Annotated in this window: 24 protein-coding genes, 2 pseudogenes and 1 riboswitch; of the genes and pseudogenes, 7 read left to right on the top strand and 19 right to left on the bottom strand. The window is 67.1% G+C overall.

What is annotated here, in order from left to right; genetic code table 11:
• From ABZW74_RS19685 to dacB, 8 genes are all read right to left on the bottom strand, one after another.
• A partial coding sequence (locus ABZW74_RS19685; protein ID WP_355278642.1) for a dihydropteroate synthase occupies positions 1–237 on the bottom strand: 237 nt, incomplete at its 3' end.
• Between the two features lie 23 nt (positions 238–260).
• A complete protein-coding gene (gene folE, locus ABZW74_RS19680; protein ID WP_355278634.1) occupies positions 261–884 on the bottom strand; it encodes a GTP cyclohydrolase I FolE in 624 nt (207 codons plus the stop codon).
• Entirely contained in the window at positions 881–3,274 is a 2,394-nt protein-coding gene (gene ftsH / locus ABZW74_RS19675) for an ATP-dependent zinc metalloprotease FtsH (RefSeq protein WP_355278632.1), read from the bottom strand. The genes folE and ftsH overlap by 4 nt, the downstream gene beginning before the upstream one ends.
• Positions 3,275–3,400: 126 nt before the next feature.
• The gene (gene hpt / locus ABZW74_RS19670) at positions 3,401–3,964 is read right to left on the bottom strand and encodes a hypoxanthine phosphoribosyltransferase (RefSeq protein ID WP_355278629.1); all 564 of its coding nucleotides are present in this window, start codon (positions 3,962–3,964) and stop codon (positions 3,401–3,403) included.
• Between the two features lie 31 nt (positions 3,965–3,995).
• Positions 3,996–4,628, bottom strand: coding sequence for a hypothetical protein (locus tag ABZW74_RS19665; RefSeq protein WP_355278626.1), 633 nt, complete (start codon positions 4,626–4,628; stop codon positions 3,996–3,998).
• 265 nt (positions 4,629–4,893) lie between these two features.
• Positions 4,894–5,844, bottom strand: coding sequence for a tRNA lysidine(34) synthetase TilS (tilS, locus tag ABZW74_RS19660; RefSeq protein WP_355278624.1), 951 nt, complete (start codon positions 5,842–5,844; stop codon positions 4,894–4,896).
• Positions 5,823–6,905 carry a zinc-dependent metalloprotease gene (locus tag ABZW74_RS19655; protein ID WP_355278622.1) on the bottom strand — a complete coding sequence of 361 codons (1,083 nt, stop codon included), beginning with the start codon at positions 6,903–6,905 and terminating at the stop codon, positions 5,823–5,825. Before ABZW74_RS19655 ends, tilS begins: the two co-directional genes overlap by 22 nt.
• On the bottom strand, positions 6,902–8,230 hold the full coding sequence (gene dacB / locus ABZW74_RS19650) for a D-alanyl-D-alanine carboxypeptidase/D-alanyl-D-alanine-endopeptidase (protein ID WP_355278639.1): 1,329 nt from the start codon (positions 8,228–8,230) through the stop codon (positions 6,902–6,904). Before dacB ends, ABZW74_RS19655 begins: the two co-directional genes overlap by 4 nt.
• Positions 8,231–8,435: 205 nt before the next feature.
• Between dacB and ABZW74_RS19645 the strand changes: the two genes are divergently transcribed.
• On the top strand, positions 8,436–8,948 hold the full coding sequence (locus ABZW74_RS19645) for an inorganic diphosphatase (RefSeq protein ID WP_355278619.1): 513 nt from the start codon (positions 8,436–8,438) through the stop codon (positions 8,946–8,948).
• A gap of 10 nt (positions 8,949–8,958) precedes the next feature.
• Here the strand turns inward: ABZW74_RS19645 and ABZW74_RS19640 are convergent, their stop codons facing one another.
• Positions 8,959–10,635: an MDR family MFS transporter gene (locus ABZW74_RS19640; RefSeq protein WP_355278617.1), complete on the bottom strand. Its 1,677-nt coding sequence runs from the start codon at positions 10,633–10,635 to the stop codon at positions 8,959–8,961.
• Positions 10,632–11,105 (bottom strand): MarR family winged helix-turn-helix transcriptional regulator, encoded by a 474-nt coding sequence (locus tag ABZW74_RS19635; RefSeq protein WP_355278614.1) that lies wholly within the window; start codon positions 11,103–11,105, stop codon positions 10,632–10,634. The genes ABZW74_RS19640 and ABZW74_RS19635 overlap by 4 nt, the downstream gene beginning before the upstream one ends.
• 170 nt (positions 11,106–11,275) lie before the next feature.
• Here ABZW74_RS19635 and alc point away from each other — a divergent pair, with 170 nt between their 5' ends.
• Complete coding sequence (gene alc / locus ABZW74_RS19630; protein ID WP_355278611.1) at positions 11,276–12,256, top strand: allantoicase; 981 nt, start codon at positions 11,276–11,278, stop codon at positions 12,254–12,256.
• 108 nt (positions 12,257–12,364) lie between these two features.
• Here alc and ABZW74_RS19625 read toward each other — a convergent pair whose 3' ends face one another.
• Positions 12,365–12,820: a hypothetical protein gene (locus ABZW74_RS19625; protein ID WP_355278609.1), complete on the bottom strand. Its 456-nt coding sequence runs from the start codon at positions 12,818–12,820 to the stop codon at positions 12,365–12,367.
• Positions 12,817–14,085: an aminotransferase class V-fold PLP-dependent enzyme gene (locus tag ABZW74_RS19620; protein ID WP_355278606.1), complete on the bottom strand. Its 1,269-nt coding sequence runs from the start codon at positions 14,083–14,085 to the stop codon at positions 12,817–12,819. The genes ABZW74_RS19625 and ABZW74_RS19620 overlap by 4 nt, the downstream gene beginning before the upstream one ends.
• 16 nt (positions 14,086–14,101) lie before the next feature.
• A riboswitch (SAM riboswitch) is annotated at positions 14,102–14,216 on the bottom strand.
• 112 nt (positions 14,217–14,328) lie between these two features.
• Here ABZW74_RS19620 and ABZW74_RS19615 point away from each other — a divergent pair.
• On the top strand, positions 14,329–15,393 hold the full coding sequence (locus tag ABZW74_RS19615) for an isochorismate synthase (protein ID WP_355278636.1): 1,065 nt from the start codon (positions 14,329–14,331) through the stop codon (positions 15,391–15,393).
• A 147-nt stretch (positions 15,394–15,540) separates the two neighbouring features.
• Here ABZW74_RS19615 and ABZW74_RS19610 read toward each other — a convergent pair whose 3' ends face one another.
• The 3 genes from ABZW74_RS19610 to ABZW74_RS19600 form a co-directional block, all read right to left on the bottom strand.
• A complete protein-coding gene (locus ABZW74_RS19610) occupies positions 15,541–16,746 on the bottom strand; it encodes an O-succinylhomoserine sulfhydrylase (protein ID WP_355278603.1) in 1,206 nt (401 codons plus the stop codon).
• A 90-nt stretch (positions 16,747–16,836) separates the two neighbouring features.
• Positions 16,837–17,250: a rhodanese-like domain-containing protein gene (locus ABZW74_RS19605; RefSeq protein WP_355278601.1), complete on the bottom strand. Its 414-nt coding sequence runs from the start codon at positions 17,248–17,250 to the stop codon at positions 16,837–16,839.
• Positions 17,247–17,723, bottom strand: a complete 477-nt coding sequence (locus ABZW74_RS19600) for a hypothetical protein (protein WP_355278598.1) — start codon at positions 17,721–17,723, stop codon at positions 17,247–17,249. Before ABZW74_RS19600 ends, ABZW74_RS19605 begins: the two co-directional genes overlap by 4 nt.
• A 188-nt stretch (positions 17,724–17,911) precedes the next feature.
• On the opposite strand from ABZW74_RS19600, the gene ABZW74_RS19595 reads away from it, so the two are divergent.
• Positions 17,912–19,309: an FAD-dependent oxidoreductase gene (locus ABZW74_RS19595; protein ID WP_355278596.1), complete on the top strand. Its 1,398-nt coding sequence runs from the start codon at positions 17,912–17,914 to the stop codon at positions 19,307–19,309.
• Between the two features lie 122 nt (positions 19,310–19,431).
• Here ABZW74_RS19595 and ABZW74_RS19590 read toward each other — a convergent pair whose 3' ends face one another.
• Positions 19,432–19,881, bottom strand: a complete 450-nt coding sequence (locus tag ABZW74_RS19590; RefSeq protein WP_240859308.1) for a hypothetical protein — start codon at positions 19,879–19,881, stop codon at positions 19,432–19,434.
• A 218-nt stretch (positions 19,882–20,099) separates the two neighbouring features.
• Here ABZW74_RS19590 and ABZW74_RS19585 point away from each other — a divergent pair, with 218 nt between their 5' ends.
• The 3 genes from ABZW74_RS19585 to ABZW74_RS19575 are packed head-to-tail and all read left to right on the top strand — an operon-like array spanning position 20,100 to position 23,034.
• A complete protein-coding gene (locus ABZW74_RS19585) occupies positions 20,100–21,104 on the top strand; it encodes an iron ABC transporter permease (protein ID WP_240859482.1) in 1,005 nt (334 codons plus the stop codon).
• Positions 21,101–22,189 (top strand): iron ABC transporter permease, encoded by a 1,089-nt coding sequence (locus tag ABZW74_RS19580; protein ID WP_240859309.1) that lies wholly within the window; start codon positions 21,101–21,103, stop codon positions 22,187–22,189. The genes ABZW74_RS19585 and ABZW74_RS19580 overlap by 4 nt, the downstream gene beginning before the upstream one ends.
• Entirely contained in the window at positions 22,186–23,034 is an 849-nt protein-coding gene (locus ABZW74_RS19575) for an ABC transporter ATP-binding protein (RefSeq protein WP_240859312.1), read from the top strand. The genes ABZW74_RS19580 and ABZW74_RS19575 overlap by 4 nt, the downstream gene beginning before the upstream one ends.
• Here ABZW74_RS19575 and ABZW74_RS19570 read toward each other — a convergent pair.
• The 3 genes and pseudogenes from ABZW74_RS19570 to ABZW74_RS19560 all read right to left on the bottom strand — a co-directional run.
• A pseudogene (locus tag ABZW74_RS19570) lies at positions 23,031–23,585 on the bottom strand (YoaK family protein); the annotation flags it as partial. The gene ABZW74_RS19575 and the pseudogene ABZW74_RS19570 overlap by 4 nt on opposite strands.
• Positions 23,579–24,058, bottom strand: coding sequence for a DUF456 domain-containing protein (locus tag ABZW74_RS19565; protein WP_240859314.1), 480 nt, complete (start codon positions 24,056–24,058; stop codon positions 23,579–23,581). The pseudogene ABZW74_RS19570 and the gene ABZW74_RS19565, both read right to left, overlap by 7 nt.
• A gap of 7 nt (positions 24,059–24,065) precedes the next feature.
• Positions 24,066–24,290 (bottom strand): annotated as a pseudogene (locus ABZW74_RS19560) (hypothetical protein); the annotation flags it as partial.

Below are 24,290 nucleotides of genomic sequence, written 5' to 3'. Positions count from 1 at the left end.
GGTGTCGACCGAGATGCGCGCACCCTGCTCGGCGAGCGCAGCGATCACCGGTGTCACCCGCGCCGCCTCGAGGTCCGGGTCGACCCGAATCGCACCGGGCCGCGTCGATTCACCGCCGACATCGATGAGGTCGGCGCCCTGTGCCACGAGTTCGAGTCCGTGCGCGACCGCCGCATCGGCGTCGAGGTAGCGGCCACCGTCGGAGAACGAGTCGGCGGTGACGTTGATGACCCCCATGACGAGGCAGCGCGCAGACGCGGTCACCGCGTGATCAGGTCGAGCGCTTCGCCGCGGGAGACCGCGCTGGTCTTGAACAGGCCTCGGACCGCGGAAGTCGTGGTCGTCGCGCCGGGTTTGCGGATACCGCGCATCGCCATGCACAGGTGTTCGGCCTCGATCACCACGATCACCCCGCGCGGATCGAGCTTGCGCACGATCGCGTCGGCGATCTGACTGGTCAACCGTTCCTGCACCTGCGGCCGTTTGGCGTACAGGTCGACGAGCCGAGCGAGCTTCGACAACCCGGTCACCTGCCCGCTGACGCCCGGGATGTAACCGACGTGCGCGACGCCATGGAACGACACGAGGTGGTGTTCGCAGGTCGAGTACATCGGGATGTCCTTGACGAGGACGAGTTCGTCGTGGTCCTCGTCGAAGGTCGTGGCGAGCACCTCGTCGGGGTTGGTGTACAACCCGGCGAACATCTCCCGGTACGCGTTGGCGACGCGGGTTGGCGTGCGCCGCAACCCTTCTCGCTCCGGGTCCTCCCCCACCGCGATCAACAACTCGCGGACCGCTGCCTCTGCACGTGCCTGGTCGAAGCCGGTTCCGGGGACATCGGAGTCGGTGTCGAACTCGGCGTCGTGGCGTTCGCTGATCGTCATGTCCCCTGACCTGGCCCGCTGCCGTTGGTTCCGCTGCCGTTGGTGCCGTTGGTGTCACCGCTGCCGTGCCCGGTGCCGTTGATCTCTGGCGGCCGGCCCGGCGTCGGGTCCGGTGGCGTCGAGTTTTGGGGCGGCCAGCCCGGTGCCGACCAATCCCGCGGCGCGCCATAGTCGGGACGCGTGCCCCCGCCTGCGTGCTCCGGCGGAGCCGGGTACTGCGGGTTCGGATATTGGGGGTTCGGGTACTGCGGATTGGGATATTGGGGGTTCGGGTAGTTCGGTGCCGGATACTGAGGATTCGGGTACTGGGGGTAGGGCGTGCCCTGTCCGTGCTGTCCCGGATACGCCTGTCCCGGAGTTCCCGGCGGATAGGACGGGATCTGCCCGGGCACCTGGGGACCACCCGGGTACCCCGCCGCACCGACGGGCTCGGGCACCGGCTCGGGTTCCGGCGGCCACGGCTCGCCGCGCTCGATCGCCAGTTCTCCCGGTGTCTTCACCGGCGGCTTGTCGCTCGGGGTGCGCTCACCGAACTCGTTGAACGCGGTGATCCGCGGACGCTTTTCGACGTCGGAGAAGATCTTCTCGAGATCCTTGCGGGTGAGCGTCTCCTTCTCCAGCAACTCGGTGGCCAGCACGTCGAGGGTGTCGCGGTACTCCGAGAGGATCGCCCATGCCTCGGTGTGCGCGGCCTCGATGAGGCGACGAACCTCGTCGTCGATCTCGCCGGCGATCTCGGCCGAGTAGTCGGTGTGCGACCCCATCGACCGTCCGAGGAACGGATCGCCCTGATCCTGGCCGTAGCGCACCGCGCCCAGCTTTGCGGACATGCCGTATTCGGTGACCATCGCACGCGCGATCTTGGTCGCCTGGTCGATGTCGGACGACGCGCCCGTCGTCGGCTCGTGGAAGACGAGTTCCTCCGCGGCGCGACCCCCCATCGCCATCACCAGACGCGCAATCATCTCCGACCGCGTCATCAGGTCCTTGTCCTGCTCGGGCACGGCCAGGGCGTGGCCGCCGGTCCGTCCGCGGGCCAGGATGGTGACCTTGTAGATGGGGTCGAGGTCGGGCATCGCCCAGGCCGCGAGGGTGTGTCCGCCCTCGTGGTAGGCGACGACCTTCTTCTCGTGTTCGCTGATGACGTGGCTCTTGCGGCGCGGGCCCCCGATCACCCGGTCGACCGCCTCTTCGAGCGCCTCCGCGGTGATCGTCTGCTTGTTTTCGCGCGCAGTGAGCAGCGCCGCCTCGTTGACGACGTTGGCCAGGTCGGCGCCGGACATGCCGGGGGTCCGCTTGGCCAAGCCGTCGAGGTCGGCGTCGGGGTCGATCGGCTTGCCCTTGGCGTGTACACGCAGGATCGCCTTGCGGCCGGCCATGTCGGGGTTGCCGACGGGGATCTGCCGGTCGAAGCGGCCGGGGCGCAGCAGTGCGGGGTCGAGGATGTCGGGACGGTTGGTCGCGGCGATCAGGATGATGCCCGACCGGTCACCGAAGCCGTCCATCTCCACCAGCAGCTGGTTGAGCGTCTGCTCGCGTTCGTCGTGGCCACCGCCGAGTCCGGCGCCACGCTGACGCCCGACCGCGTCGATCTCGTCGACGAAGATGATGCACGGACTGTTCTGCTTGGCCTGCTCGAACAGGTCGCGCACACGCGATGCGCCGACACCGACGAACATCTCGACGAAGTCCGAACCGGAGATCGTGAAGAACGGAACCCCGGCCTCCCCGGCGACGGCCCGCGCGAGCAGCGTCTTACCGGTACCGGGCGGACCGAACAGCAGCACGCCCTTGGGGATCTTCGCGCCCAGCGCCTGATAGCGCGCCGGGTTCTGCAGGAAGTCCTTGATCTCGTAGAGTTCTTCGACCGCCTCGTCGGCGCCGGCGACGTCGGCGAAGGTCGTCTTCGGCATGTCCTTGGTGAGCTGCTTGGCGCGGGACTTGCCGAAGCCCATCACGCCGCCGCGACCACCGCCTTGCATGCGGTTCATGACGAAGAAGAACAGACCGAACAGCAGGATCATCGGCAGGGCGAACAGCAGGATCTGCCAGAGCACCGACTGTTCGTTGACGTTGGTGGTGTACGGCGCGCCGGTGGCCTTGACCTGGTCGAAGATCTGGTCGCCCGCTTGTGCCGGGTACTTGGCGCTGATCTTGTCGACGTCTTTGTCGTCGTGCTTGATCGACTTGTTGAGCTCGATCCGCAGTTGCTGCTCGCGGTCGTCGATGCTGACGAACTTGGCGTTTTTCTGATCGAGCTGGGTGAGCGCGACTGAGGTGTCGACGCCCGTGTACTCCCGGTCCGAATCGCGCAGCACGCTCCAGCCCCACAGGGCGAGCAGTACTAGCGCCAGAATGGCCAGGTTTCGGAAGACTGACTTACGGTTCATGCGTGTTGGTGGGGTCGGGCTCGCCGGTTGGGGCCCGCGACCGTTCCCATGTCCTTCCCACGGTAGGTACACATAGAGGCTACCGGTCAACGATCACGCTGGTGAAACCGTTCCCTACCCCGCTATTCAGTGCGTGTAGACCGACGGCTTGAGCCGGCCGATGTAGGGCAGGTCGCGGTAGCGCTCGGCGTAGTCGAGGCCGTAGCCGACGACGAACTCGTTGGGGATGTCGAAGCCCACCTCCGCGACGCGGACCGGTGAGCGCACCGCCTCGGGTTTGCGCAGCAACGTGCACACCTCGAGGCTGCGCGGTGAGCGGGTCGCCAGGTTCTTCATCAGCCACGACAACGTGAGGCCCGAGTCGATGATGTCCTCGACGATCAGCACGTCACGGCCCTCGATGTCGCGGTCGAGGTCCTTGAGGATGCGGACCACACCCGACGATGACGTCGACGACCCGTAGCTCGACACCGCCATGAACTCCATCTGCGACGGGATCGGCAGGGCCAGAGCGAAGTCGGTCATGAACATGATGGCGCCCTTGAGAACTCCGATCAGGACGAGATCCTCGTCGATGTCGGCATACCGGGAACCTATCGATGCGGCGAGCTCGGCCGTTCGCGCCCGTATCTGATCCTCGGTGATCAGAACGGCTTCGATGTCATCGCTGTAAGGATCGGTGCTGTGCACGGTTCAAGGGTGCCATGTACGGTGAACCGCCTCACGTCCGACTCACCCGCGACGCCCGCCACAGGCCGAGGCCGAACACCGCCAAGAAGAACACCGCGTAATAGAGGATCGCGATGTTGACGCCCCAGATCCCCTCGGGCATCCCCTGCAGCTGCCCGGTGCTGGATTCAGCATTGATGAACGGCGAGTAGTGCCGAAAGGCATCGCCGAGGTCGATGTCGGCGAGCAGCAGGAACGCCTCGGTGCCCAGTTTGACGAACAGCACCAACGCGATGACCAGGTAGGTGTGGCGGATCAGCGCCACGAGTCCGAGGCCCAACGCGATCAGCAGCACGGTGTAGAGCGGGATCGCCCACAAGAACCGGATGCCCTCCGAGGTGAACAGCGACACCTCGGACCATGTGTTCGGCGAGAGTCGTGGGAGCACGCTGTTGGTCACCGCGACGGCCACCGCGGTGGTGGCGGCCCCGAGCACCCCGAAGACGACGAGCTTGGCGGTCAGCAGCGTCCACCGACACGGCTGGATGTACCTAAGTGACAGTACGGTAACGGCGATTCGGGATTCAAGAGCCCCTACCCCACCGGCCGACGTCGTCGTCGTCGATCGTGGAAGCGGGAAGAGGGCCGAACCGGCGGCCAGGATCGGGCCCCTGACGGTGGTCATCCGGGCATGTCCCGGAAGCGGACGCTGACGGGCCCGATCTCAGTCACCGGTCGTCGGCCGTCGCGTTCCACGGAACGTGACGCCCAGGCCCATGCGCCCACAAAATCTAGGGGACGAAACTTCCTCCCCTACCCTTGGAGTCCTCCCCCAGAAAATTCTCGCGGACGACTACGAACCCCGGGGAAGAAACTTCTTCCCCTAGATTTTGCGGGCAGGTACTTGCGTGTTTCCGCAGTTCACAGGGTCGGCCACCGAGCCCTTCGGATCAGCGAGGCGTGCGCTCCACACCGATCACCTCACCGACCCGAGCCACCTCGAGTCGCACGGCGCCGTCACCCCCGATGGCGACGCCACCCTGGCCTCGCCATCGCATCACCAGTTCGTCGACTGCACCGATGACCCGAGCGGTCGGCTCGGTGGCGCCGACGCCGAGCAGCCACCGTCGGATCACGCGGGTGCGCACGGCATCTGGCGCGTCGGCAAGCAGAGCAACCGCGAGACCCGTGTCGGTCGCGGCGCGCCCGGCGAGTTCCTCCGCGTAACCATCGAGAGCATCGTTATCGGCCTGCAACGCCGACGCTGTCCTCGACAATGATTCGGCCACACCGCCTTTGAGCACGTCCTCGAGCAGCGGCAGCACCTCGCCACGGAGCCGAACGCGGGTGAATCGCGGATCGCGGTTGTGCGGATCGGTATGGGGTGCCAGCCCCAACTCGGTGCACAAAGCGAGCGTCGTAGACCGTCGCACACCCAGCAGCGGCCGACCCCACGGCGCCGACCACGCGCGCATACCCGCGATCGAGCGAGCGCCGGAACCTCGACCCAGCCCGAGCAGCACCGTCTCGGCCTGGTCGTCCATGGTGTGGCCCAACAGAACCGGGGCACCACCACGCGCGGCGTCGAGCGCCGCGTATCGCGCCGCCCGCGCAGCCGCCTCGAGACCGCCGTCGACGCCGACCGTCACCGGCAGCACCATGGCATCCGCACCCAGCCCACGGGCTTCGTCGGCCGCCGCGTCGGCGACATCGGCCGAACCGAGTTGCAGACCATGGTCGACGACGAGCGCCGTCACCGACAGCCCCGCCCGCACCGAACCTGCCGTCAGCGCAAGCGAATCCGGCCCGCCCGACAACCCGACGCACACGCGAGTCACTCCGCGCAGATGCACCGCGGCGAAGTCGGCGATCGCGCGGGTTACAGCACGCGCCGAATCCATGCCGACGGCTCGTCGATCTCCTCGGGCAGCGGCATGGTCTCCGGCGACGTCCAAATTGTGTTGAACCGCTCCATGCCCACCTCGCCGACCACCGCGTCGACGAAGGCCTTGCCCCGAATGTATTGGGCCAGTTTGGCATCCATGCCGATGAGGGCGCGGATGATGCGCTGAACCGGATTTCGTGGGGCGGTGCGCCGCTTGTCGAATGCCGCGCGGATGCTTTCGACCGTCGGCACCTGTGCAGGTCCGACCGCATCCATGACGTGGTCGGCGTGCCCCTCGAGCAGGGTGCCGAGCACCATCATTCGGCGGAACGCGTCGTATTGTTCGGGCGTCTGCAGCAACTGCATCGCACCGAGGACACCCTTCTCACGCGGCTGATCGCTCTTGAGTGACTTGGTGAGTCGCGAAACAACCTCGGTTGCCGACTCACCGGCATCGGTGGTGAGGATCTCGATGTTGTCCTGCATGTAGTTACGCAGCCACGGGTTCGCGGAGAACTGCACGCGGTGGGTCACCTCGTGCAGACACACCCACAGCCGGAAATCCGACGGCACCACTTTCAGCGTCCTCTCAACCGCGATGATGTTGGGCGCCACCAGCATCAGCACACCGGGATCGGATTCACCGCCGCTGCCGACGGTGAACGGGTCGTACTGGCCCAGGATCGCCGTCGACAGGAACGCGAGCAGACCACCGGCCTGCAGGCCGCCGATCTTCGCCGTCGCGCCGGCAAGAATCCCGTCGTCGAGCTCAGCGTCATCCGCACCCAACATGCTGCGCATCGACAACGACGCCGCGTCGATCCAGCCCTTGCGGTCGAGGATGCGCGCGGTCGGGATGGGCAGGCCGTCGGCCAGGCCGGTGACCTCCCGCACCGGTCCCTCGGCACGCCGGGCCGCGTCGTCGAGTTCGGCGTAGGCGGCGTCGCGGGTGTAGGCGGTGGTCTTGGGGCCGGGCCGGGTCAGCCGTTTGGCCGTCGATGACGCGAACCCCCAATCGATCCGGGCACCCACCGGCTCCGATTCGTACACGGCTTGATCAACCACGGACTCACTCATCGACAGCCACACTCCCTCAGTTGTCCGACGACCGCATCCAACGCCGGCCGGGCGTCGGCCGGAGACGTCCCGCCCGACATCAGGGCGAACGACAGCACACGGCCGTCGATGGTCTGCACTATCCCGGTCAACGAACTGACCCCGGTCAGGGTTCCGGTCTTGGCGCGCACCCAGCCGGCGCCCGGGTTGGTCGTCGGGTCGAAGCGGTCGGCGAGGGTGCCCGCGATGCCCGCCGCGATCGGCAATCCGTCGAGCATCGGTCGCATCGCCGGTTGCGCGGGCCCACTTGCTGCAGTCATCACCGCGTCGAGGAGTTCGGCGGGCACCCGGTTGGCGTAGGAGATGCCCGACGCGTCACGCAACGTGGTCCCGGCCCATTGCGCGCCGAAGGTCTGCTGCAAGGTCTTCTCGATCGCGTCGACGCCCGCCGCGAGCGTGGGCGGTCCGCCCTGGTGCACGGAGAGTTCGATGGACAGCGTCTCGGCCAGCACGTTGTCGCTGTAGCGCAGCATGTCGTTGACCCGCGTGACCAGCGGCGCCGACTGGACCGACGCGACGACCCGACCGTTCGCGGGGGCGGTGGTCTGCGTGACCCGACCCTGGACTCCCAGCGCATCGGCCAGCGCCCGACCCGCGGCCAGACCCGGAGTGGGGGTGCGCGGCGAGTACTCGTCGAGCGGTTCGAGGCGCGCGCCGTCGACCATCAGGGGTTCGATCGGCGCGATGTCGCCGCCCGCGATGTCGCGGCGATCCCAGGTGGAATCCATCGACGGCCCAGAGAACGCGCTCTGGTCGATGGCCACCGACGTCACCGGCACGCCGGAGCGTTTGATCTGCGCGGCGAGGTCGGCGATGCGTCCGGGGTCGGTGTAGAAGGTGTCGGCGCCGACGGGCTGCGCCGACAGTGTCGGGTCGCCCGCGCCCTTCAGGATCAGTTCGCCGCCGGGTCCGAGGACGACGGTGGTGGTCAGCCGCAGGTCGTGCGGCATCCCCAGCAGCACCGCGGCGGCGGTGAGCACCTTGTCGTTCGACGCCGGGATACGCGGGTCGTCGGCGTTGCGCGTCCACAGCACCTGACCGGTGATGGCGTCGCTGATCTGGCCGGTCAGCACACCCAGCGCCGGGTCGCGCAGCTCGCCGGCGATCTCCCGGGACACCCCGGCCGAAGTAGGCATCGGAGCGGTCGCCGAAACGGGCTTGACCTGCGGATTCGGCACGATCAACGCCGGTTGCGGAGGGATGCCCGCGGGCAGCGGTTCTTCCGTGTCCTCGTCGAGCTTCAGTGCGACGACGACGGTCGCGGCGGCGATGATCGCCAGGATCAACACCGTGATCAGCGTCCACAGCAGCGGCCGACGACGCCTGGCGCGAGGAGTCGGATTGGCGGGTGCGCCCACGGAACCTCCGGGTCGGTGACGGTGCGGTCGGTGCAACGGTGCGTTGGGTCTAACAGTATCGTTGAGCCCGCGCGCGCCCGCTCGAGCACGTCGGACGCCGAATCAATCACGATCAAGACTGCCAGGAGGAACCGTGGAATTCGATGTGACCATCGAGATCCCCAAGGGTGGCCGCAACAAGTACGAGGTCGACCACGAGACCGGCAAGGTCTACCTCGACCGGTACCTGTACACCTCGATGGGCTACCCCGCCGACTACGGGTACATCGACAACACCCTCGGCGAGGACGGTGACCCGCTCGACGCGATGGTGCTGCTCCCCGAGTCCGTGTTCCCCGGCATCATCGTGCGGGCGCGCATCGTCGGCATGTACACGATGACCGACGAGGCCGGCGGCGACGACAAGCTGCTGTGCGTCCCTGCGGGCGACGTCCGCTGGGATCACATCCAGGACATCAACGACGTCTCCGAGTACGAGCTCGGCCCGATCTCCCACTTCTTCGAGCACTACAAGGACCTCGAACCCGGCAAAGAGGTTCAGCCGGGCGGCTGGGTCGGCAGGGCCGAGGCCGAGAAGGTTGCCCAAGAGGCCATCGACCGTCTCGCCGAGCACGCCGAGCAGGCCAACGAGCCGTCGCGCGGCTGAGCGTCTCGACCTACCCCGCGGCGGGCGCCGATTCCGGTCGTCCGATCGGCTTCCCCGATCGCAGCGGTAGCTCGCGCCAGGTGATGGTGCCGATGACAGCCAGGATCGACATGATCGAGACGGCCAGGAACACCGTGTCCATCGAATCGGCGAAGCCGCGTTTGATCGGGTCGCCGAGTTCGGGTGGCAGTTTCTCGATCACCGACGTGTCCGACATGACGCTCTCCGACGACGATGACGCACCAGGATTCTCCGACGCAGCGATCAACGACTTCGCGAACCCGCTGACCTGCGGGTCGTCGCTCTCGGCGGCTTCGACGACGGCCGCCCGGTACTCGGGAGTCTGTGCGGCGGTGACCATTTCGTCCTTGATGTTGGGCCCCATGAGGGAGAACAGCATCGAGAAGAACACCGCGACGCCCAGCGTGCCGCCGATCTGACGGAAGAAGGTTGCCGTCCCGGTGGCCATGCCCATGTCCTTGGGCGCCAAGATGTTCTGCATGGCCAGCATGATGGGTTGCATCATGTTGCCCAACCCGAACCCGAGGCCAAAGGCATAGGCCATCACGATCGCGATCGGGGTGTCGACGCCGACGGTGTGCAGCAGGAAGGTCATCACGGTGATCATGATCGAACCGATGATCGGGAAGATCTTGTAACGGCCTGTCCGCGAGATCAATTGGCCGGAGATGATCGAGCCGGTCATCAGGCCGAGCACCATCGGCAGCATCTGCAGTCCGGCCACCATCGGGCTCGATCCGCGCAGGACCTGGAAGTACTGCGGCAGCATGGAGATACCGCCGAACATCACCGCGCCGACCACCACCGAGATCATGACGCCTTGGGTGAACACCCGATTGTTGAACACGCGCAACGGAATCAGCGCGTCGTCGCCCATGGTGTGTTCGATCCAGATGAACGCCGCGACGCCGGCCGCTCCGATGCCGTAGCAGAGGAACGCCAGGCCCGACGTCCAACCCCACTCACGACCCTGTTCGGCGACGATGAGCAGCGGTGCGACGGCGACCGCGAGCGCTGTTGCGCCCCAATAGTCGGTGCGCCCACCGGTGCCCTTCTGCTGGTCGTAGTTGAGCACCTTGTAGACCACACCGAGCGCGATGATGCCGATCGGCACGTTGACCAGGAACACCCAACGCCAGCCGGATACCCACAGGATCTCCGACTGACCGGCGAAGAACCCGCCGAGCACCGGACCCAGCACGCTCGACGTGCCGAACACGGCGAGGAAGTAGCCCTGGTACTTGGCCCGTTCGCGCGGCGGCACGATGTCGCCGATCGTGGTGAGCGCCAACGTGAACAGGCCACCCGCACCCAGACCTTGCAGGGCCCGGAAGGCCGCCAGCTCGTACATCGACGTGGCCATGCTGCACAACAGCGATCCGACGATGAAGATCGAGATGGCAAGCAGGAAGAAGGGTTTGCGCCCGTACAGGTCCGAGAGCTTGCCGTAGAGCGGCGTCACGATGGTCGAGGTGACCAGGTAGGCGGTGGTCACCCAGGCCTGCAGGTCGTAGCCCTGGAGATCGTCGGCGATGGTGCGGATGGCCGTCGACACGATCGTCTGGTCGAGCGCGGCGAGGAACATGCCCATCATGAGCCCGGCGAGGATCGTCAGGATCTGGCGGTGCGTCAGTCCGACTCCGGCCGTCTCGGTTTGCTCGCTCATCGGCGTTCTTCCGTGCAGTCCTGTGCGGGGGCGATCGCCGTCTCCGCGGCATCCACAAACCGGCCGAGCAGGCTCACCAGGGTCCGCAGTTCGTCGTTGGTCCAGTCGCCCATGGCGTTGTTCATCGCATCGCGCCGCATCGTCCGCATCAGGTCCACGCGGTCGCGTCCGGCGTCGGTGATGACCAGGAGCGTGGCGCGGCCGTCGTCGGGGTCGGCCTCACGGCGGATCAATCCCTGATCGACGAGTTGCGCGACGTATCGGCTGACGGTCGACGGATCGGCGCGCAGGGATTCCGCGACCTCCCGCGACCGCATCGACTGCCTCGCCAGATGGAACAGGGCCTTGTACGCAGCTGTCTCGAACTCCCCGTCGGGCGTGCGGAACGTGGTGTGCACGGCTCGGTCGCGGATACGCAGATAGCGGGCGAGGGTGTCGAAGAGTTCGTCGATGGGAGCGTCGTCGAGCATCTCGGCCTCCTCGAATCGTTATCGGATGCAACTAGTTTCTGACCGCAATTAGTTGCGCGTGGCAAGTATGCGCTCGGGAGGCAGCCCAGGCAAATGCCTCTATAAGATCGGAACCCGTGACCCCTCAGCCGCCGCCGATTCCGTCAGGTTCCCGCCCACATTTCACGTCGATGCCCGACCTGGCACTTCGAGACCTGGGCGGCGCGGTGGTCTGGACCAACGACGACCTGTTCGCCGAGAGCCAGAACCTCATCAAGACACCGCCTGCGCAGTACCAACCGGCGACCTTTGGCCACAAAGGACAGGTCTACGACGGCTGGGAGACACGTCGTCGGCGTCGTACCGGCGTCGACCAGGCGATCGTCCGGCTCGGGGCGCCCGGCGTGGTGTACGGCGTGGTCGTCGACACCTCGTGGTTCAAGGGCAACTATCCGCCGTTCATCTCCGTCGAGGCGGCCGCGGTCGAGGGCGTGGTGTCGGCGGAGCAACTGGTCGAGGACACCGAGTGGGTGACCATCGTCGAGAAGCAGGCGGTCGACGGTGACACGCGCAACCCGTTCAAGGTCGACGCCACCAATCGCTTCACCCACGTCCGGCTCACCATGCATCCCGACGGCGGTGTCGCACGTTTCCGAGTGCACGGTCGGGGTGTGCCCGACCCACACTTCTTCCGTTATGGACACTTCGATCTGGCCGCGCTGGAGAACGGTGGCCTGATCACGGCCTGCTCCAACATGTTCTACAGCTCCCCCAACAACCTCCTGATGCCCGGCCGGGCGCGGCACATGGGTGAGGGCTGGGAGACCTCTCGTCGACGCGACGAGGGCAACGACTGGGTGCAGGTGCGCCTGGCCGGGCAGGGACTGGTGAGTCTCGTCGAACTCGACACCAGCTACTTCCTCGGCAACGCGCCGGGGTCGGCGATGGTGCGCGGACGCGACGGCGACGGCGAATGGTTCGAGGTGCTGCCCCGCACCGAACTCCAGCCCGACACCCGGCACCGCTTCGTCCTCGACCTCGACCGCCCCATGACCGAGGCCCGCATGGACATCTACCCCGACGGCGGGATGGCCCGGTTCAAGCTCTACGGCACACTCACCGACGAATCGCAGGCACGGCTCATCGAACAATGGGAACGTGGCGAGGCCTGAGCACCGAGAGCTCCGTCTCCCCGTCGGAAATCTGTACGCGGGAGGCGCGTCAGCTGCACAGTGCACGTGGTGGCGCTCCCAGGTACAGATTGCCTACAGCGGAACCCCTCACGCGACCCGACGACGCTCCTCGGCGAAGTACGGCAACACCTGTTCGCGTACCCGGCGTGCGGTCGCCGACCCGTCGATCGGCACCAGGATCACGGCGTCGGCGACCTCGGCGGCGTAGATGTCGCGGATCAGTGTGGTCAGGCCGTGGGCGGTGCCGACGTACCGGATGGTCTCCGACGCCGACTCGTCACGCGTGGCGTCGGCGTGTGCGACCGCGGCCCGCGCGGACGCAGGCGTCGGGGCTATGGCCACCTCGACCTCCAGTGCCACAGCGAAGTTCGCGGGATCGTGGGTCCCGGATCGCAGCAGCGAACGCGCACGCTGGGCCTCCCGTAACAACTCTCGCCGCACGACGATCGGCAGCGACTGGGCCACGTCGTCGCCCGCGACGGCGACTCGCAACGCCGGACGACCGATGCTGACAGTGGACCGGGCGGGCGTGGTGATGGTCATTTCCGTTGTCCCCCTGTGAATTCGGTGAGTGCGTCGAGCAGTCGATCGATGTCTTCGGTGGTGGTCCCCAAGCCGAAGCTCGCGCGAACAGCACCCTCGGGATGACCCAAGCGCTTCAGAAGCGGATGGGCACAGAACTTTCCGTCGCGCACACCGATGCCGTGGTGGTCGCTCAGGTATTCGGCGACGACGCGCGGCGGCACCCCGTCGACGACGAAACCCGCGATGCCGACCCGATTGCGCGAATCGTCGAAGATGCGCAACGGCGTGACGCCGTCGATGGCGGCCAGGCCGTCATCGAGTCGGGCCCGGAGCGTCTCGTCGTGCAGGCCTATCGTTTCGGGGCCGAGTTCGGTCAAAGCGTCACACGCTGCCGCGATCGCGATGGCGCCCAGCACATTCGGTGATCCCGCCTCGTGGCGGGCCGGGCCGGTGTGCCACGTTGCGGTGACGCCACCCGCGGAGACGTCGCGGGTGGCACCACCGCCGGCGAGATACGGCGTTGCCGCGTCGAACCAGTCCGGGCGCCCGATGAGCACACCCGCACCGAACGGCGCGTAGGTCTTGTGTCCGGAGAAGACTAGATAGTCGATGCCGTGGCTGACGATCGAGATCGGCTGGTGCGCAACCAGTTGCGCGGCGTCGACCAGGATCCGCGCGCCGTGACGATGGGCGATCGACGCGAGGCGTCCAATCGGCAGCACCTCTCCGGTCACATTCGACGCGGCCGTGACGGCAAGCAGTGCAGCGGGTTTCGACGCCAATTCGGCCTCGAGCGCTATCAGCGTGTCGGCGATGGTGTCGCACGCCTCGACCACCCGACCCCGCACACGAGTGGCCGGATCGAGCGGCGTGGTCCACGGCAGCAGGTTCGCGTGGTGCTCGATGTCGAGGACCACCACGTCGCCCGGGGTGATATGCGCGGCCAGGTTGATGGCGTCGGTGGTGTTGCGGGTGAACACGACGGTGTCGTCGGTGCGGCCCCGCAGGAATCGGCGCACGGTCTCGCGCGACTCCTCGTAGCGGGTGGTGCTGAGCTGCGACAGGTAGCCGGCACCGCGGTGGACGCTGGCGTACTCAGACAGCGAGCGCGTCACGGCGTCGGCGACCGAGGTCAGCGCGGGTGCACTCGCGGCGTAGTCGAGGTTCGCGTAGCGAATGCTCTCGCCGGTGATCAGGGGCACGCACGTGTCGGCGCCGACGACGGGTGCCGCGGCAGCGACGTCGAAGCGTGTCTCGCGAGCGACAGGAAGGACAGCAGTCATGGCAAATACTCCTAGGAATCCGTGCTTGCCGCGTTCACGTCGAAAACGGCCAGGTCGTCACCCGGAGCACCCCACCAACGGAGGAGGGTTGCCGACCAGCGAGCCGGGGCTTGTCACTGGCACTCATGACCTGCACCAAGAGTGACCGACGAGGCCCAGGGGTGTCAATTTTCACTCAGCGTGAGCGGAAATAGGGGTGCACTCACTCGGTAGCGTGAGGGAGTGCAGCCGACCGACCCGACCGTGTTCGTCCTCTCCCGACCCCGTGGCACCGTGCGCGCCCACGGCGTAGCGCGGCGATTCACCGAGGTCGACGCCGCGTCGGCCGCATTGCGATCGGGCCAGATCAGGTCGCTGACCGGGGCCATCGGTTTCGACCCACACGACGCAGTAGCCCTCGTCGCACCGAACCGGCTCGACTTCGACGACGCACCGCTGGGCGGTCGACCCGCGACGCCACGGACCGTGGTCGCCCAGAGTTTTCACCCGGACGCCGCCGAACACCGCGACCGGGTCGCGAACGCGATCAAGAGCATCGTCGCCGGCGAGGTCGACAAGGTGGTGTTGGCCCGACGAGTCGACCTCGAGGTCGATCCGCCGGTAGACCCTGGCGAGCTGGTCGAGGTGTTCGCGGGCGGCAATGCCGGGCACAACGCATTCGCCGTCGACCTCGGCACCGGCGCATGGTTGCTCGGCGCAAGCCCAGAGATGTTGTTGCGCAAGCACGGTCGCGAGGTCACGTGTCATCCGTATGCCGGGTCGGCGCCGCGGTCGGACGACCCGACCGCAGACGCCGCCGCCGCCGAGCGACTCGCCGCGTCTGCCAAGGACCGCGCCGAGCACGCCTTCGTCGTCGACCACATCCGCGAACGACTGGCCCAGCTCTGCGACCACGTCGACGCACCGCCGGAACCCGAGATCAGTTCTACCGGGGAATTGTGGCATCTGGCCACGCCGATCCGTGCGACACTGCGTGACCCGGCGACCACCGCCCTCGACCTCGCGCTACTCCTCGGCCCGACACCAGCGGTGTGCGGCACACCGAGTGATGTTGCGGCAGAGATGATTCGGGAGATCGAAGGTGATCGAGGCTTCTACGCCGGCGCGCTCGGCTGGTGCGACGCGCACGGCGACGGCGAGTGGATGGTCACCATCCGGTGCCTCGAACTGGCCGCCGACCACCGGCACCTTCGCACCTGGGCGGGTGGCGGCATCGTCGCCGACTCCGACCCGCAGGCCGAACTGGACGAGACGGCCGTCAAACTGCGCACCGTTCTGAACGCGCTCGGTGTCGGTGACTACGGCTGATCGCGCCACAGGCTTGGCCCTCTGAAATCCGCCCCCGAAACCTGCACCGGAAATCCGCCCGAGGCAGACGACCCGTTGACATATCGTCGACGACGCCTCTCGCCAGGGCGGAAATCGTGAGCAGTTTCGGAGCCCGGGGCCCGAGCGTCAGCCCAACGCGCGGTCGAGGTCTTCGATGAGGTCGTCGGCGCCCTCGAGCCCGACCGACAGTCGCACCACCGAGTCGCCGAGCCCGATCGCCGCACGCCCTTCCGGTCCCATCGCACGATGAGTGGTGGTTGCCGGGTGCGTGATCAGCGACTTCGAGTCTCCGAGGTTGTTGGAGATGTCGATGATGTGCAGGCCGTTGAGCACCTCGAATGCGCGCTTCTTGCCGTCGACGCCGGAGCGGTCGTTGAGCTCGAAGGTCACCACGGTGCCACCGCCACCCATTTGCGACTTCGCGAGGTCGTACTGCGGATGTGATTGCAGGAACGGGTATTTCACCCACCGGACGCGGGTGTCGCGCTCCAGGAATTCGGCGACCCGCAGCGCCGAAGCGACCGACGCGTCGAGGCGCAGCTGCATGGTCTCAAGTCCCTTGACCAGGGTCCACGCGTTGAACGGGCTCATGGCCGGGCCGGTGTGACGCATCAGCGTCTGCACGGGTCCGTCGATGTACTCCTTGGTGCCGAGGACCGCGCCGCCCATCACGCGGCCTTGGCCATCGATGTGCTTGGTCGCGGAGTAGACGATGACGTCGGCCCCGAGATCCAGGCCGCGCTGAAGGAGCGGTGTGGCGAAGACGTTGTCCAGCACCACCTTTGCGCCGGCCGCATGCGCCATCTCCGACACCTTCTCCACGTCGACGAGCACCTGCATCGGGTTCGACGGGGTCTCGAAGAACACCGCGTCGGTCGGTACCGACAGCGCCTGCTCCCACTGGTCGAGGTCCTCGCCGTCGACGAAGACCGTCTCGATACCCCACCGCGGCAGGATCTCGTTGCAGACCACGAAGCACGACCCGAACAGACTGCGGGCCGCCACCAGTCGGTCACCGGTCTTCAGCAGCGCACCCAGCGCGACGAACACCGCGGCCATGCCGCTGGCCGTCGCGAAACACGCCTCGGCGCCGTCGAGCAGACGCAGCCGCTCCTGGAACATCGCGACCGTCGGATTTCCGTAGCGCGAGTAGACAAATCGCTCGTCCTCACCGGTGAACGCCCGCTCGGCCGCCTCCGCCGAGTCGTAGACGTAGCCGCTGGTGAGGTACATCGCCTCCGAGGTCTCGAAGAACCCCGACCGCGCCAGACCACCCCGAACCGCGACGGTCTGCGGCGACACCCCATCAGGTAGCTCGAAAAACTCACTCACGACTGCCTCCGGTCCCTATGGTCGGCCAGCTCGCTCGCTGCGCTCACGACTGCCTCCGGTCCCTATGGTCGGCCAGCTCGCTCGCTGCGCTCACGACTGCCTCCACGGAAGATTCTGGGCGCGCCAACCGACCTGCCCCCGATGATCGTTCTCGTCCAACGCACCCTCGAATCCGTCGAGCACGTTGTAGGCGAGCGCCACCCCGTCGGCGGTCGCGGCCTCCGCGGCGCCGATCGATCGATGACCCGACCGGCACAGGAAGATGACCTCGTGGTCGTCGGCGATGCCGGCGTCGCGCAGTTCGGCGACAAACGACTCGTTGTGCGCGCCGTTGGGGAAGGTATTCCATTCGACGAAAATGGTTCGCTTGCCCAGGATTTCGAGGTCGGGCACACCGACGAAGGACCACTCGGCCTGAGTTCGACAGTCCACCAACACAGCCTTCGGGTTGCTCTCCAGCTTCTCCCAGGCCTGCTGCGGGGTCAGGTCTCCTGCATAGGTCACGAGCTGCACACCTTCCACTCGCCGTTCTCGCGCACCACGATCGTCGGCGTCGTGGTCACCTTGTCGGATGAGTCCTTGCGATGCCAATGTACTTGCGCGGTGGCACGGTCACCCTCGACCGTCAGGTCGGTGATCTCCGGGATCTGGATGGGGTTGTCCTTGAGGCCCTCGTTCTGCGCGACGAAGGCCTGTTCGGTGATGAACTGCGGCGACGCGAGGTCGGCCGCGCACGTGTGCTCCCGGTACGCCGCGTAGTTCGCGCCGTTGCGTGCGGTGTAGAAGTCGTTGATCGCGTACTGCACCTGCGCCGTCTCACTGGCCCGGTCCTCCGCGGGCCGCAGCAGATGCGACAACCCCAGGCCGGCGACCGCCAGGACGACCGCCCCGAGCGCCACAAAGAACGGCCACGCGTTCCGCCAGGACTTCGGGGCCGGCTCCTCCTCGACCGGTTCGGGCTTCACCTGCTTTGACACGCGGCAATCCTATCGACACCGCATGTGTGTCCGATCGCACGGTCATCGGGCGCCGATCGCCGGCTCGGAAGTGAGGTGACCCTCACAGAGATTTTGGGGTGTGACGTCCCAGCGCCTACCGTAGAAGGGATAACCACAGCCGGACACGTCCGCACCGGCCACCACCGACAACGAGGAACGCCTCCGAGATGACCGACCAGAGCCGACCACTACGGGTCGCCATTGTTGGCGCAGGGCCCGCCGGGATCTACGCTGCCGATGCCCTGATGAAGTCCGACACCGCCAAGGAACGCGGTGTCAGCATCGACCTGTACGAGCGCATGCCTGCGCCGTTCGGCCTGATCCGCTACGGCGTCGCCCCCGACCATCCCCGCATCAAGGGCATCATCACCGCGCTGCACAAGGTCCTCGACAAGCCGCAGGTCCGCCTGCTCGGCAACATCGACTACGGCACCGACATCACGCTCGACGAACTCCGCGACCACTACGACGCGATGATCTTCTCGACCGGTGCCACCGACGACCGCGCCCTCGACATCCCCGGCATCGACCTCGACGGCAGCTACGGCGCCGCACAGTTCGTGGCCTGGTACGACGGTCACCCCGACTTCCCGCGCACCTGGCCGCTGGATCAGGAGAAGGTCGCCGTCATCGGCGTCGGCAACGTCGCCCTCGACGTCGCACGCGTGCTGGCCAAGACCGGTGACGAGCTACTGCCGACGGAGATCCCGGCCAACGTCTACGAGGGCCTCAAGGCCAACAAGGCCATCGAGGTGCACGTGTTCGGCCGACGCGGACCTGCGCAGGCCAAGTTCACCCCGCTCGAACTCAAGGAACTCGACCACTCGCCCAACATCGAGGTCGTCGTCAGCCCCGAGGACATCGAGTACGACGAGGGTTCTGCCGTCGCACGCCGTGGTTCGAAGATCACCGACCAGGTCGCCACGATCATCGAGAACTACGCGATCCGCGACCCCAAGCAGGGCGCCATCCACAAGCTGTTCCTGCACTTCTTCGAGAATCCCGTCGAGATCCTCGGCGAGGACGGCAAGGTCGTCGGCCTGCGCACCGAGCGCACCCAGCTCGACGGCACCGGCAACGTCAAGCCGACCGGCAAGATGACCGACTGGGACCTCGGCGCGGTCTACCGGGCCGTCGGCTACCTGTCGGACAACCTGCCGCAGATCCCGTTCGACACGCAGGCCGGCGTCATCCCCAACGAGGCCGGACGCGTCTTCGACGAGGGTGCTCAGCTCACCGGCATCTACACCACCGGCTGGGTCAAGCGCGGTCCGGTGGGCCTCATCGGCCACACCAAGGGCGACGCGAACGAGACCGTCGACTGCATCCTCGAAGACATGACCAACGACGCCTTGCTCAACCCGGCCAACCCTTCCGAGGACGCCGTGATCAAGCTGCTCGAGTCCAAGAGCATCCCGTTCACCACCTGGGACGGCTGGTACCGCCTCGACGAGCACGAGCGCGCACTGGGTGCGGCCGAAGGACGCGAACGCGTCAAGGTCGTCGAGCGTGAGGACATGCTTGCCGCATCGGAGCCCGACAAGGTGTCGCGGCCCACGGCCTAGCAAAGCGCAAAAGAGCGGCGACCGGGAATCCATCGGTCGCCGCTCTTTTCTGTTGCGTCGGCGGGTGTTTCGGGTGCGTCCTGCCCGTCACCTCACCAGGCGCATGGCCTGTTCTCGAACTGTCAGATCGTTCGGTCGTTTCGCCAGTACCCGAAGTTGTTGGCCAGGTTCTCGGCCTCCGCGCCGATCGTGTACCCGGAGATCGAGCTCGGGAAGCAACCGGTCCAGCGGGTCTCGATGGGTCGAATCCAGCGGTTGTCCTTCTTGCTCCACTTGGACATCGTCTGTCCGGGCTTGAGCTCCTTGATGTAGACGGATTTGCCGTTGATCTCGTGGAGATTGACGTTGTGCATGGTGCTGCCGCCGATGTTGCGGACGGTCATCCAGCGGTACATGTACCACGCCTTGTTCCACGGCTGCCCCCACTGGCCGAAGTGGCATTCGACGCTGCCGGTGATCTGCAGATCGCCCGGCGTCGCTGCCTGCGATGCCCCCGTGCCTGCGAGAGTCCCGGCCGCCACACCCGCGGCGACCATCGCCGCAGTGGTTGCTCGTTTGAGAGTGGTTCTCATCGACTACCTTCCTCGTTCGGCGACCGTCCTCCTCGGTCGCGGTGTACCCGGACTATCGACCAACACTGGGCGAATCGTTACTCACACCTCAGCCAAATCCCAGTCTTCTGTGACGTTTGTTACGCAAGTGAAATTTGTTCGTTCTCGGTTGCATACGCGGATTTCGACGGTTGGTAAGGTGACCCTTCGTGCGCCGAATTGCGGGAATTCCCCTGCTCATGGCCGTATTGGCGGCGCTGCTGTTTTTGTCGGTCGCCGTTGGGACGCGCGTCACACCGATCGGATCGGTGTGGGACAGCTTTTCTGCCGGTGGTGCGCAGATCTGGGACGCCGTGACGCACTTCCGCATGCCTGCGATCGAGCGCAACGACGACCTCGACGACATCGTCTGGGACCTCCGGATTCCGCGCACCCTGCTCGGGCTCGTCGTCGGCCTCGCGATCGGAGCCGCTGGGGCCATCACCCAGGGGCACACGCGCAACCCGATCGCCGACCCCGGCATGCTGGGCGTCAACGCGGGTGCCGCATGCGCCGTCGTCGGGGGTATCTACGTGCTGAACATCCAGAGCCCGATCGCGTTCATGATGTTCGGTCTGATCGGCGCGGTGGTGGCGGCCGCCGCGGTGTTCGGTTTGTCGGCACTGTCCGGTGCCAGCCCGTTGACACTGGTGCTGGCCGGCACCGGGCTGACTGCGATGCTGACCGCCATAACGTCGGCGATCGTGCTGGTCGACTCGAATTCGCTTGATGCGTGGCGCTTCTGGAGCGTCGGCGCCACCGCCGGACGCGGCATGGACGTGTTCTGGGCGAGCCTGCCGTTCATCGTGGTCGGGCTCGTCCTGGCGTTGGCCAGCGGGTTCTTCCTCAACGTGCTGAGCCTCGGCGACGACATGACGCGTGCCCTGGGGTCGCGGGTCGCGGTGATCCGCGGCATCGGCATCCTGGCGATCACCTTGCTCATCGGTGCAGCGACGGCAGCGTGTGGGCCGATCGTGTTCCTCGGTCTTGTGACCCCGCACATCGCACGCGTGTTCACCGGATCCGACTACCGCTGGATCATCCCCTACTCCGCGCTCCTCGGCGCGATCCTGCTGCTCGGCTGCGACATCCTCGGCCGCGTCGTGGCGCGGCCCGCAGAAGTGCAGGTGGGCATCATGCTCGCCTTCGTCGGCGCGCCGTTCCTGATGTACATGGTCCGCAAACAGAAGCTGGCGAGCGTATGACGAAACCGGTCCGGCTCGCGGTCACGCTGCCCACGCCGCGTCGCGTCGAGGCGTCGTGGCTGATCCGACCGCGGATGGTGCTGGTCACCACGGTGCTGGCGGCACTCACCCTGCTGTTGTTCCTCACCAGCATCGGCGTCAGCGACTTCCCGCTCACCCCGATCGACGTGGCTCGCATCCTGCTCGGCGGCGGACGTCGCATCGAGAACGTGATCGTCTTCGACGTGACGCTGCCCCGCGCCCTCGTCGCGCTGCTCGTCGGCTTCGGGCTGGGCATGTGCGGCTCACTCACGCAGCTCATCGCGCAGAATCCCCTCGCGACCCCCGACATCCTGGGCATCACCGCAGGGGCGAGCGCGGCAGCCGTGGCGGCGATCGCCTTCTCCACCAGCTGGGGTGCCTGGTTCGCCGATCTCGGCGTCCCGACGTCGGCGCTGATCGGCGCCCTTGCCACGGCGGTCGCGATGTACCTGCTGGCCTGGCCGGGCCGACGGTCGAATCACGGCATCAGCCCGTTCCGGCTCGTGCTCATCGGTGTCGGCATGACGTGGATGCTGCAGGCACTGACCAGCTTCCTGCTCACCCGCGCCGAGATCAACGACGTCGCCAACGCGCAGGTGTGGCTGGTCGGGTCGGTGTCGGGTGCGACGTGGTCGCAGGTGTGGCCGGTCGCCGGCGGCCTGGCGGTCGGCATCGTCATCGTGGCGCTGCTGTCCCGGCAGATCGACGCACTGTCCCTCGGACCCGACCTCGCTCGCGCACTCGGTGTCCGCACCACCGCGATGTCGACGACCATCCTGCTCGTCGCTGTCGGGGTGACCGCGCTGTCGGTGTCGGCGGCGGGCCCGATCGCCTTTGTCGCGCTGCTCGCCCCACAGATCGCGATGCGCCTGACCGGGACCGCGGTCCCCACTCCGCTCGCCTCGGGGCTGCTGGGCTCGGCTCTGGTGCTCGGCGGTGATCTGCTGTGCCGGATCGGCGTACCCGGGCTGGACGGGCTGCCCGTCGGCATCGTCACCGCCGCACTCGGCGGCCCGTTCCTCATCTACCTGATGGTCACCATGTCCCGAAAGGCCACCACATGAGTCGCCTACGCGCCGAACATCTCTCGGTCGGCTACGACGATCGCGTCGTGATCTCCGACCTCGACCTCGCGATCCCCGACCACCAGATCACCACGCTCATCGGCGCCAACGGCTGCGGGAAGTCGACGTTGCTACGCTGCCTGGCCCGCCTCTTGCCGCCACGGGCGGGGACGGTGTACCTCGACGACGTCGACATCAACCGGGTCCGCCCCAAGCAGGTCGCCCGTACGCTGGGCATCCTGCCGCAGAATCCCGTTGCGCCGGAAGGACTCACGGTTGCCGAGCTGGTCCGCCGCGGTCGGCATCCGCATCAGCGCTGGTACTCCCAGGCGTCGTCGGAGGACGAGGCCGCGGTGTCGCAGGCGATGGAACTGACCAACACCACCGACCTCGCCGATCGCACCCTCGACGCGCTCTCGGGCGGTCAGCGCCAACGGGTGTGGATCGCCCTGACTCTGGCCCAGGGCACCGACCTGCTCCTGCTCGACGAACCGACGACCTACCTCGATCTCGCCCATTCGGTGGACATCCTGGATCTCGTCGCGACCTTGAAGGCCGACCACGGCAAGACCGTCGTCATGGTGCTGCACGACCTCAATCTTGCTGCGCGATACTCGGATTCACTGCTGGTCATGAAGGACGGCGCTATCGCCACCCAAGGAACACCCGACGACGTCATCGACGCCGAACTGCTGGACGACGCCTTCGGGCTGCGTGCTCACGTGATGACCGACCCGGTGTCGGGGGGACCGTTGATCGTTCCGCTCAGCAGCCCCACTGCCAACAGTGCGACGGCCAGCAGCGCCACCGGAATGTACAAGGCCCCCAACGCGATCCATCGGTAGGCGAATCCGCCCGCGACCGCCCCGAGTGCCAGCAGGAACCACATCCCGATACTCGCGAGCCAGGCCCGATGGTTGCGCTCGCCAGGTTCGGCGGTCACCGCGTCGGCGAGTTGTCGGGCGGCGCTCACCAGCGTGCCGGTGACGTAGGTGAGGCCGTGCCGCAGGTGGTCGCGCTCGAACACGGTGTTGATCAGCCCCGCGGCCACCGTCACGATCAGCATCGCGGCGGTGCCGGCCCCGAGCTCGGCCACCACGGCCGCCAGCGCGAGTCCCAGCGTGACCAGTCCCAGCATCGGTACCGGTGAGCGTCGCGTCCGCCGGTTGTACACCGACCCACCCAGGACGCCGCAAAAGAACAGCACGATGAGCGTCATGCAGAGGGCGGCCTCGCTCCACAGCCCCCGACTCGGTGCCGCGCCGAGAACCGTGGTGTTGCCCGACATGAACGAGACGAAGTTGCCGTTGAGAAAGACGAATGCGATCGCGTCGACAAAGCCGGCCACCAGCAGGAGCACGCACGCCACCGGACCGGCGAGCGACGCTCTCACCATGTGAATGCGCCGGCGGTCCAGATTCCGGTCGCGATGAGCGCTGCCACCAACTCGATACCGATCGTCACGGCCGCCGCCTTGCTGGCCGCGATGGTCCCCCGCCAGGCCGCCGCGCCATCGCGGGTGCGGATCAGTTCGGTGGCGGCGGCGCCGATGATGAACCCGACGAACAGTCCGACGAGCGGGATCACGAAGAACCCGACGATGGCGGCGAGACCGCCGACGATGACGGTGATGTTGGGGATACCACCCGAGCGCAGAGTGCGACCAGCGAGGAAGTACTTGACGACCTCGCCGACGGCAAGGACCACGGCCACAATCGCGAAGACCGCCCACGCCGCGCCACCGACGATGATCGCCCAGACCAGGATCGCGCCACCGACGAGCAAGGTGCCGGGCAGCACCGGGATCACGATGCCGACCAGTCCGACGAGGATCACCGCAGCGACGATCAACTCTCCGTAAAGGGGCACGTCGGCGTCAGTCGACCGGGGTTTGCGGCCCGTCGGCCGGTGCAGGCTCCCGGGCGTCCCTGCCCTCCTTGCCGCTGCTGTCCTTGCTCAGCCCGACGGGTGCAGCCGGACGAGGCGGCGGGCCCGGTGGCCGGGGTGGTCCCGGACGTGACCCGGGCGGCGATCCTTGCGGAGCCGATCCGCGCGCGGGCGGCGGACCGGGCGGACGAGCCCCCGGCGGCGGTCCGGGTGG

Origin of the sequence: Gordonia sp. NPDC003585, assembly GCF_040610755.1 — a bacterium.
Taxonomy (GTDB): domain Bacteria; phylum Actinomycetota; class Actinomycetes; order Mycobacteriales; family Mycobacteriaceae; genus Gordonia.
The sequence above is the reverse complement of the archived record's forward strand: the minus strand, read 5'-3'. Positions and strand labels throughout refer to the sequence as shown.

Bases quoted from the DNA above. Each gene is read 5' to 3' on its own strand.
- ABZW74_RS19585 (WP_240859482.1), top strand. From the start codon at position 20,100: ATGGCCGTATTGGCGGCGCTGCTGTTTTTGTCGGTCGCCGTTGGGACG.
- ABZW74_RS19575 (WP_240859312.1), top strand. From the start codon at position 22,186: ATGAGTCGCCTACGCGCCGAACATCTCTCGGTCGGCTACGACGATCGC.
- ftsH (WP_355278632.1), bottom strand. From the start codon at position 3,274: ATGAACCGTAAGTCAGTCTTCCGAAACCTGGCCATTCTGGCGCTAGTA.
- ABZW74_RS19635 (WP_355278614.1), bottom strand. From the start codon at position 11,105: ATGCTCGACGACGCTCCCATCGACGAACTCTTCGACACCCTCGCCCGC.
- ABZW74_RS19595 (WP_355278596.1), top strand. From the start codon at position 17,912: ATGACCGACCAGAGCCGACCACTACGGGTCGCCATTGTTGGCGCAGGG.
- ABZW74_RS19665 (WP_355278626.1), bottom strand. From the start codon at position 4,628: ATGACCACCGTCAGGGGCCCGATCCTGGCCGCCGGTTCGGCCCTCTTC.
- ABZW74_RS19655 (WP_355278622.1), bottom strand. From the start codon at position 6,905: ATGAGTGAGTCCGTGGTTGATCAAGCCGTGTACGAATCGGAGCCGGTG.
- ABZW74_RS19640 (WP_355278617.1), bottom strand. From the start codon at position 10,635: ATGAGCGAGCAAACCGAGACGGCCGGAGTCGGACTGACGCACCGCCAG.
- ABZW74_RS19590 (WP_240859308.1), bottom strand. From the start codon at position 19,881: ATGAGAACCACTCTCAAACGAGCAACCACTGCGGCGATGGTCGCCGCG.
- tilS (WP_355278624.1), bottom strand. From the start codon at position 5,844: ATGGATTCGGCGCGTGCTGTAACCCGCGCGATCGCCGACTTCGCCGCG.
- alc (WP_355278611.1), top strand. From the start codon at position 11,276: ATGCCCGACCTGGCACTTCGAGACCTGGGCGGCGCGGTGGTCTGGACC.
- ABZW74_RS19620 (WP_355278606.1), bottom strand. From the start codon at position 14,085: ATGACTGCTGTCCTTCCTGTCGCTCGCGAGACACGCTTCGACGTCGCT.
- ABZW74_RS19625 (WP_355278609.1), bottom strand. From the start codon at position 12,820: ATGACCATCACCACGCCCGCCCGGTCCACTGTCAGCATCGGTCGTCCG.
- folE (WP_355278634.1), bottom strand. From the start codon at position 884: ATGACGATCAGCGAACGCCACGACGCCGAGTTCGACACCGACTCCGAT.
- ABZW74_RS19580 (WP_240859309.1), top strand. From the start codon at position 21,101: ATGACGAAACCGGTCCGGCTCGCGGTCACGCTGCCCACGCCGCGTCGC.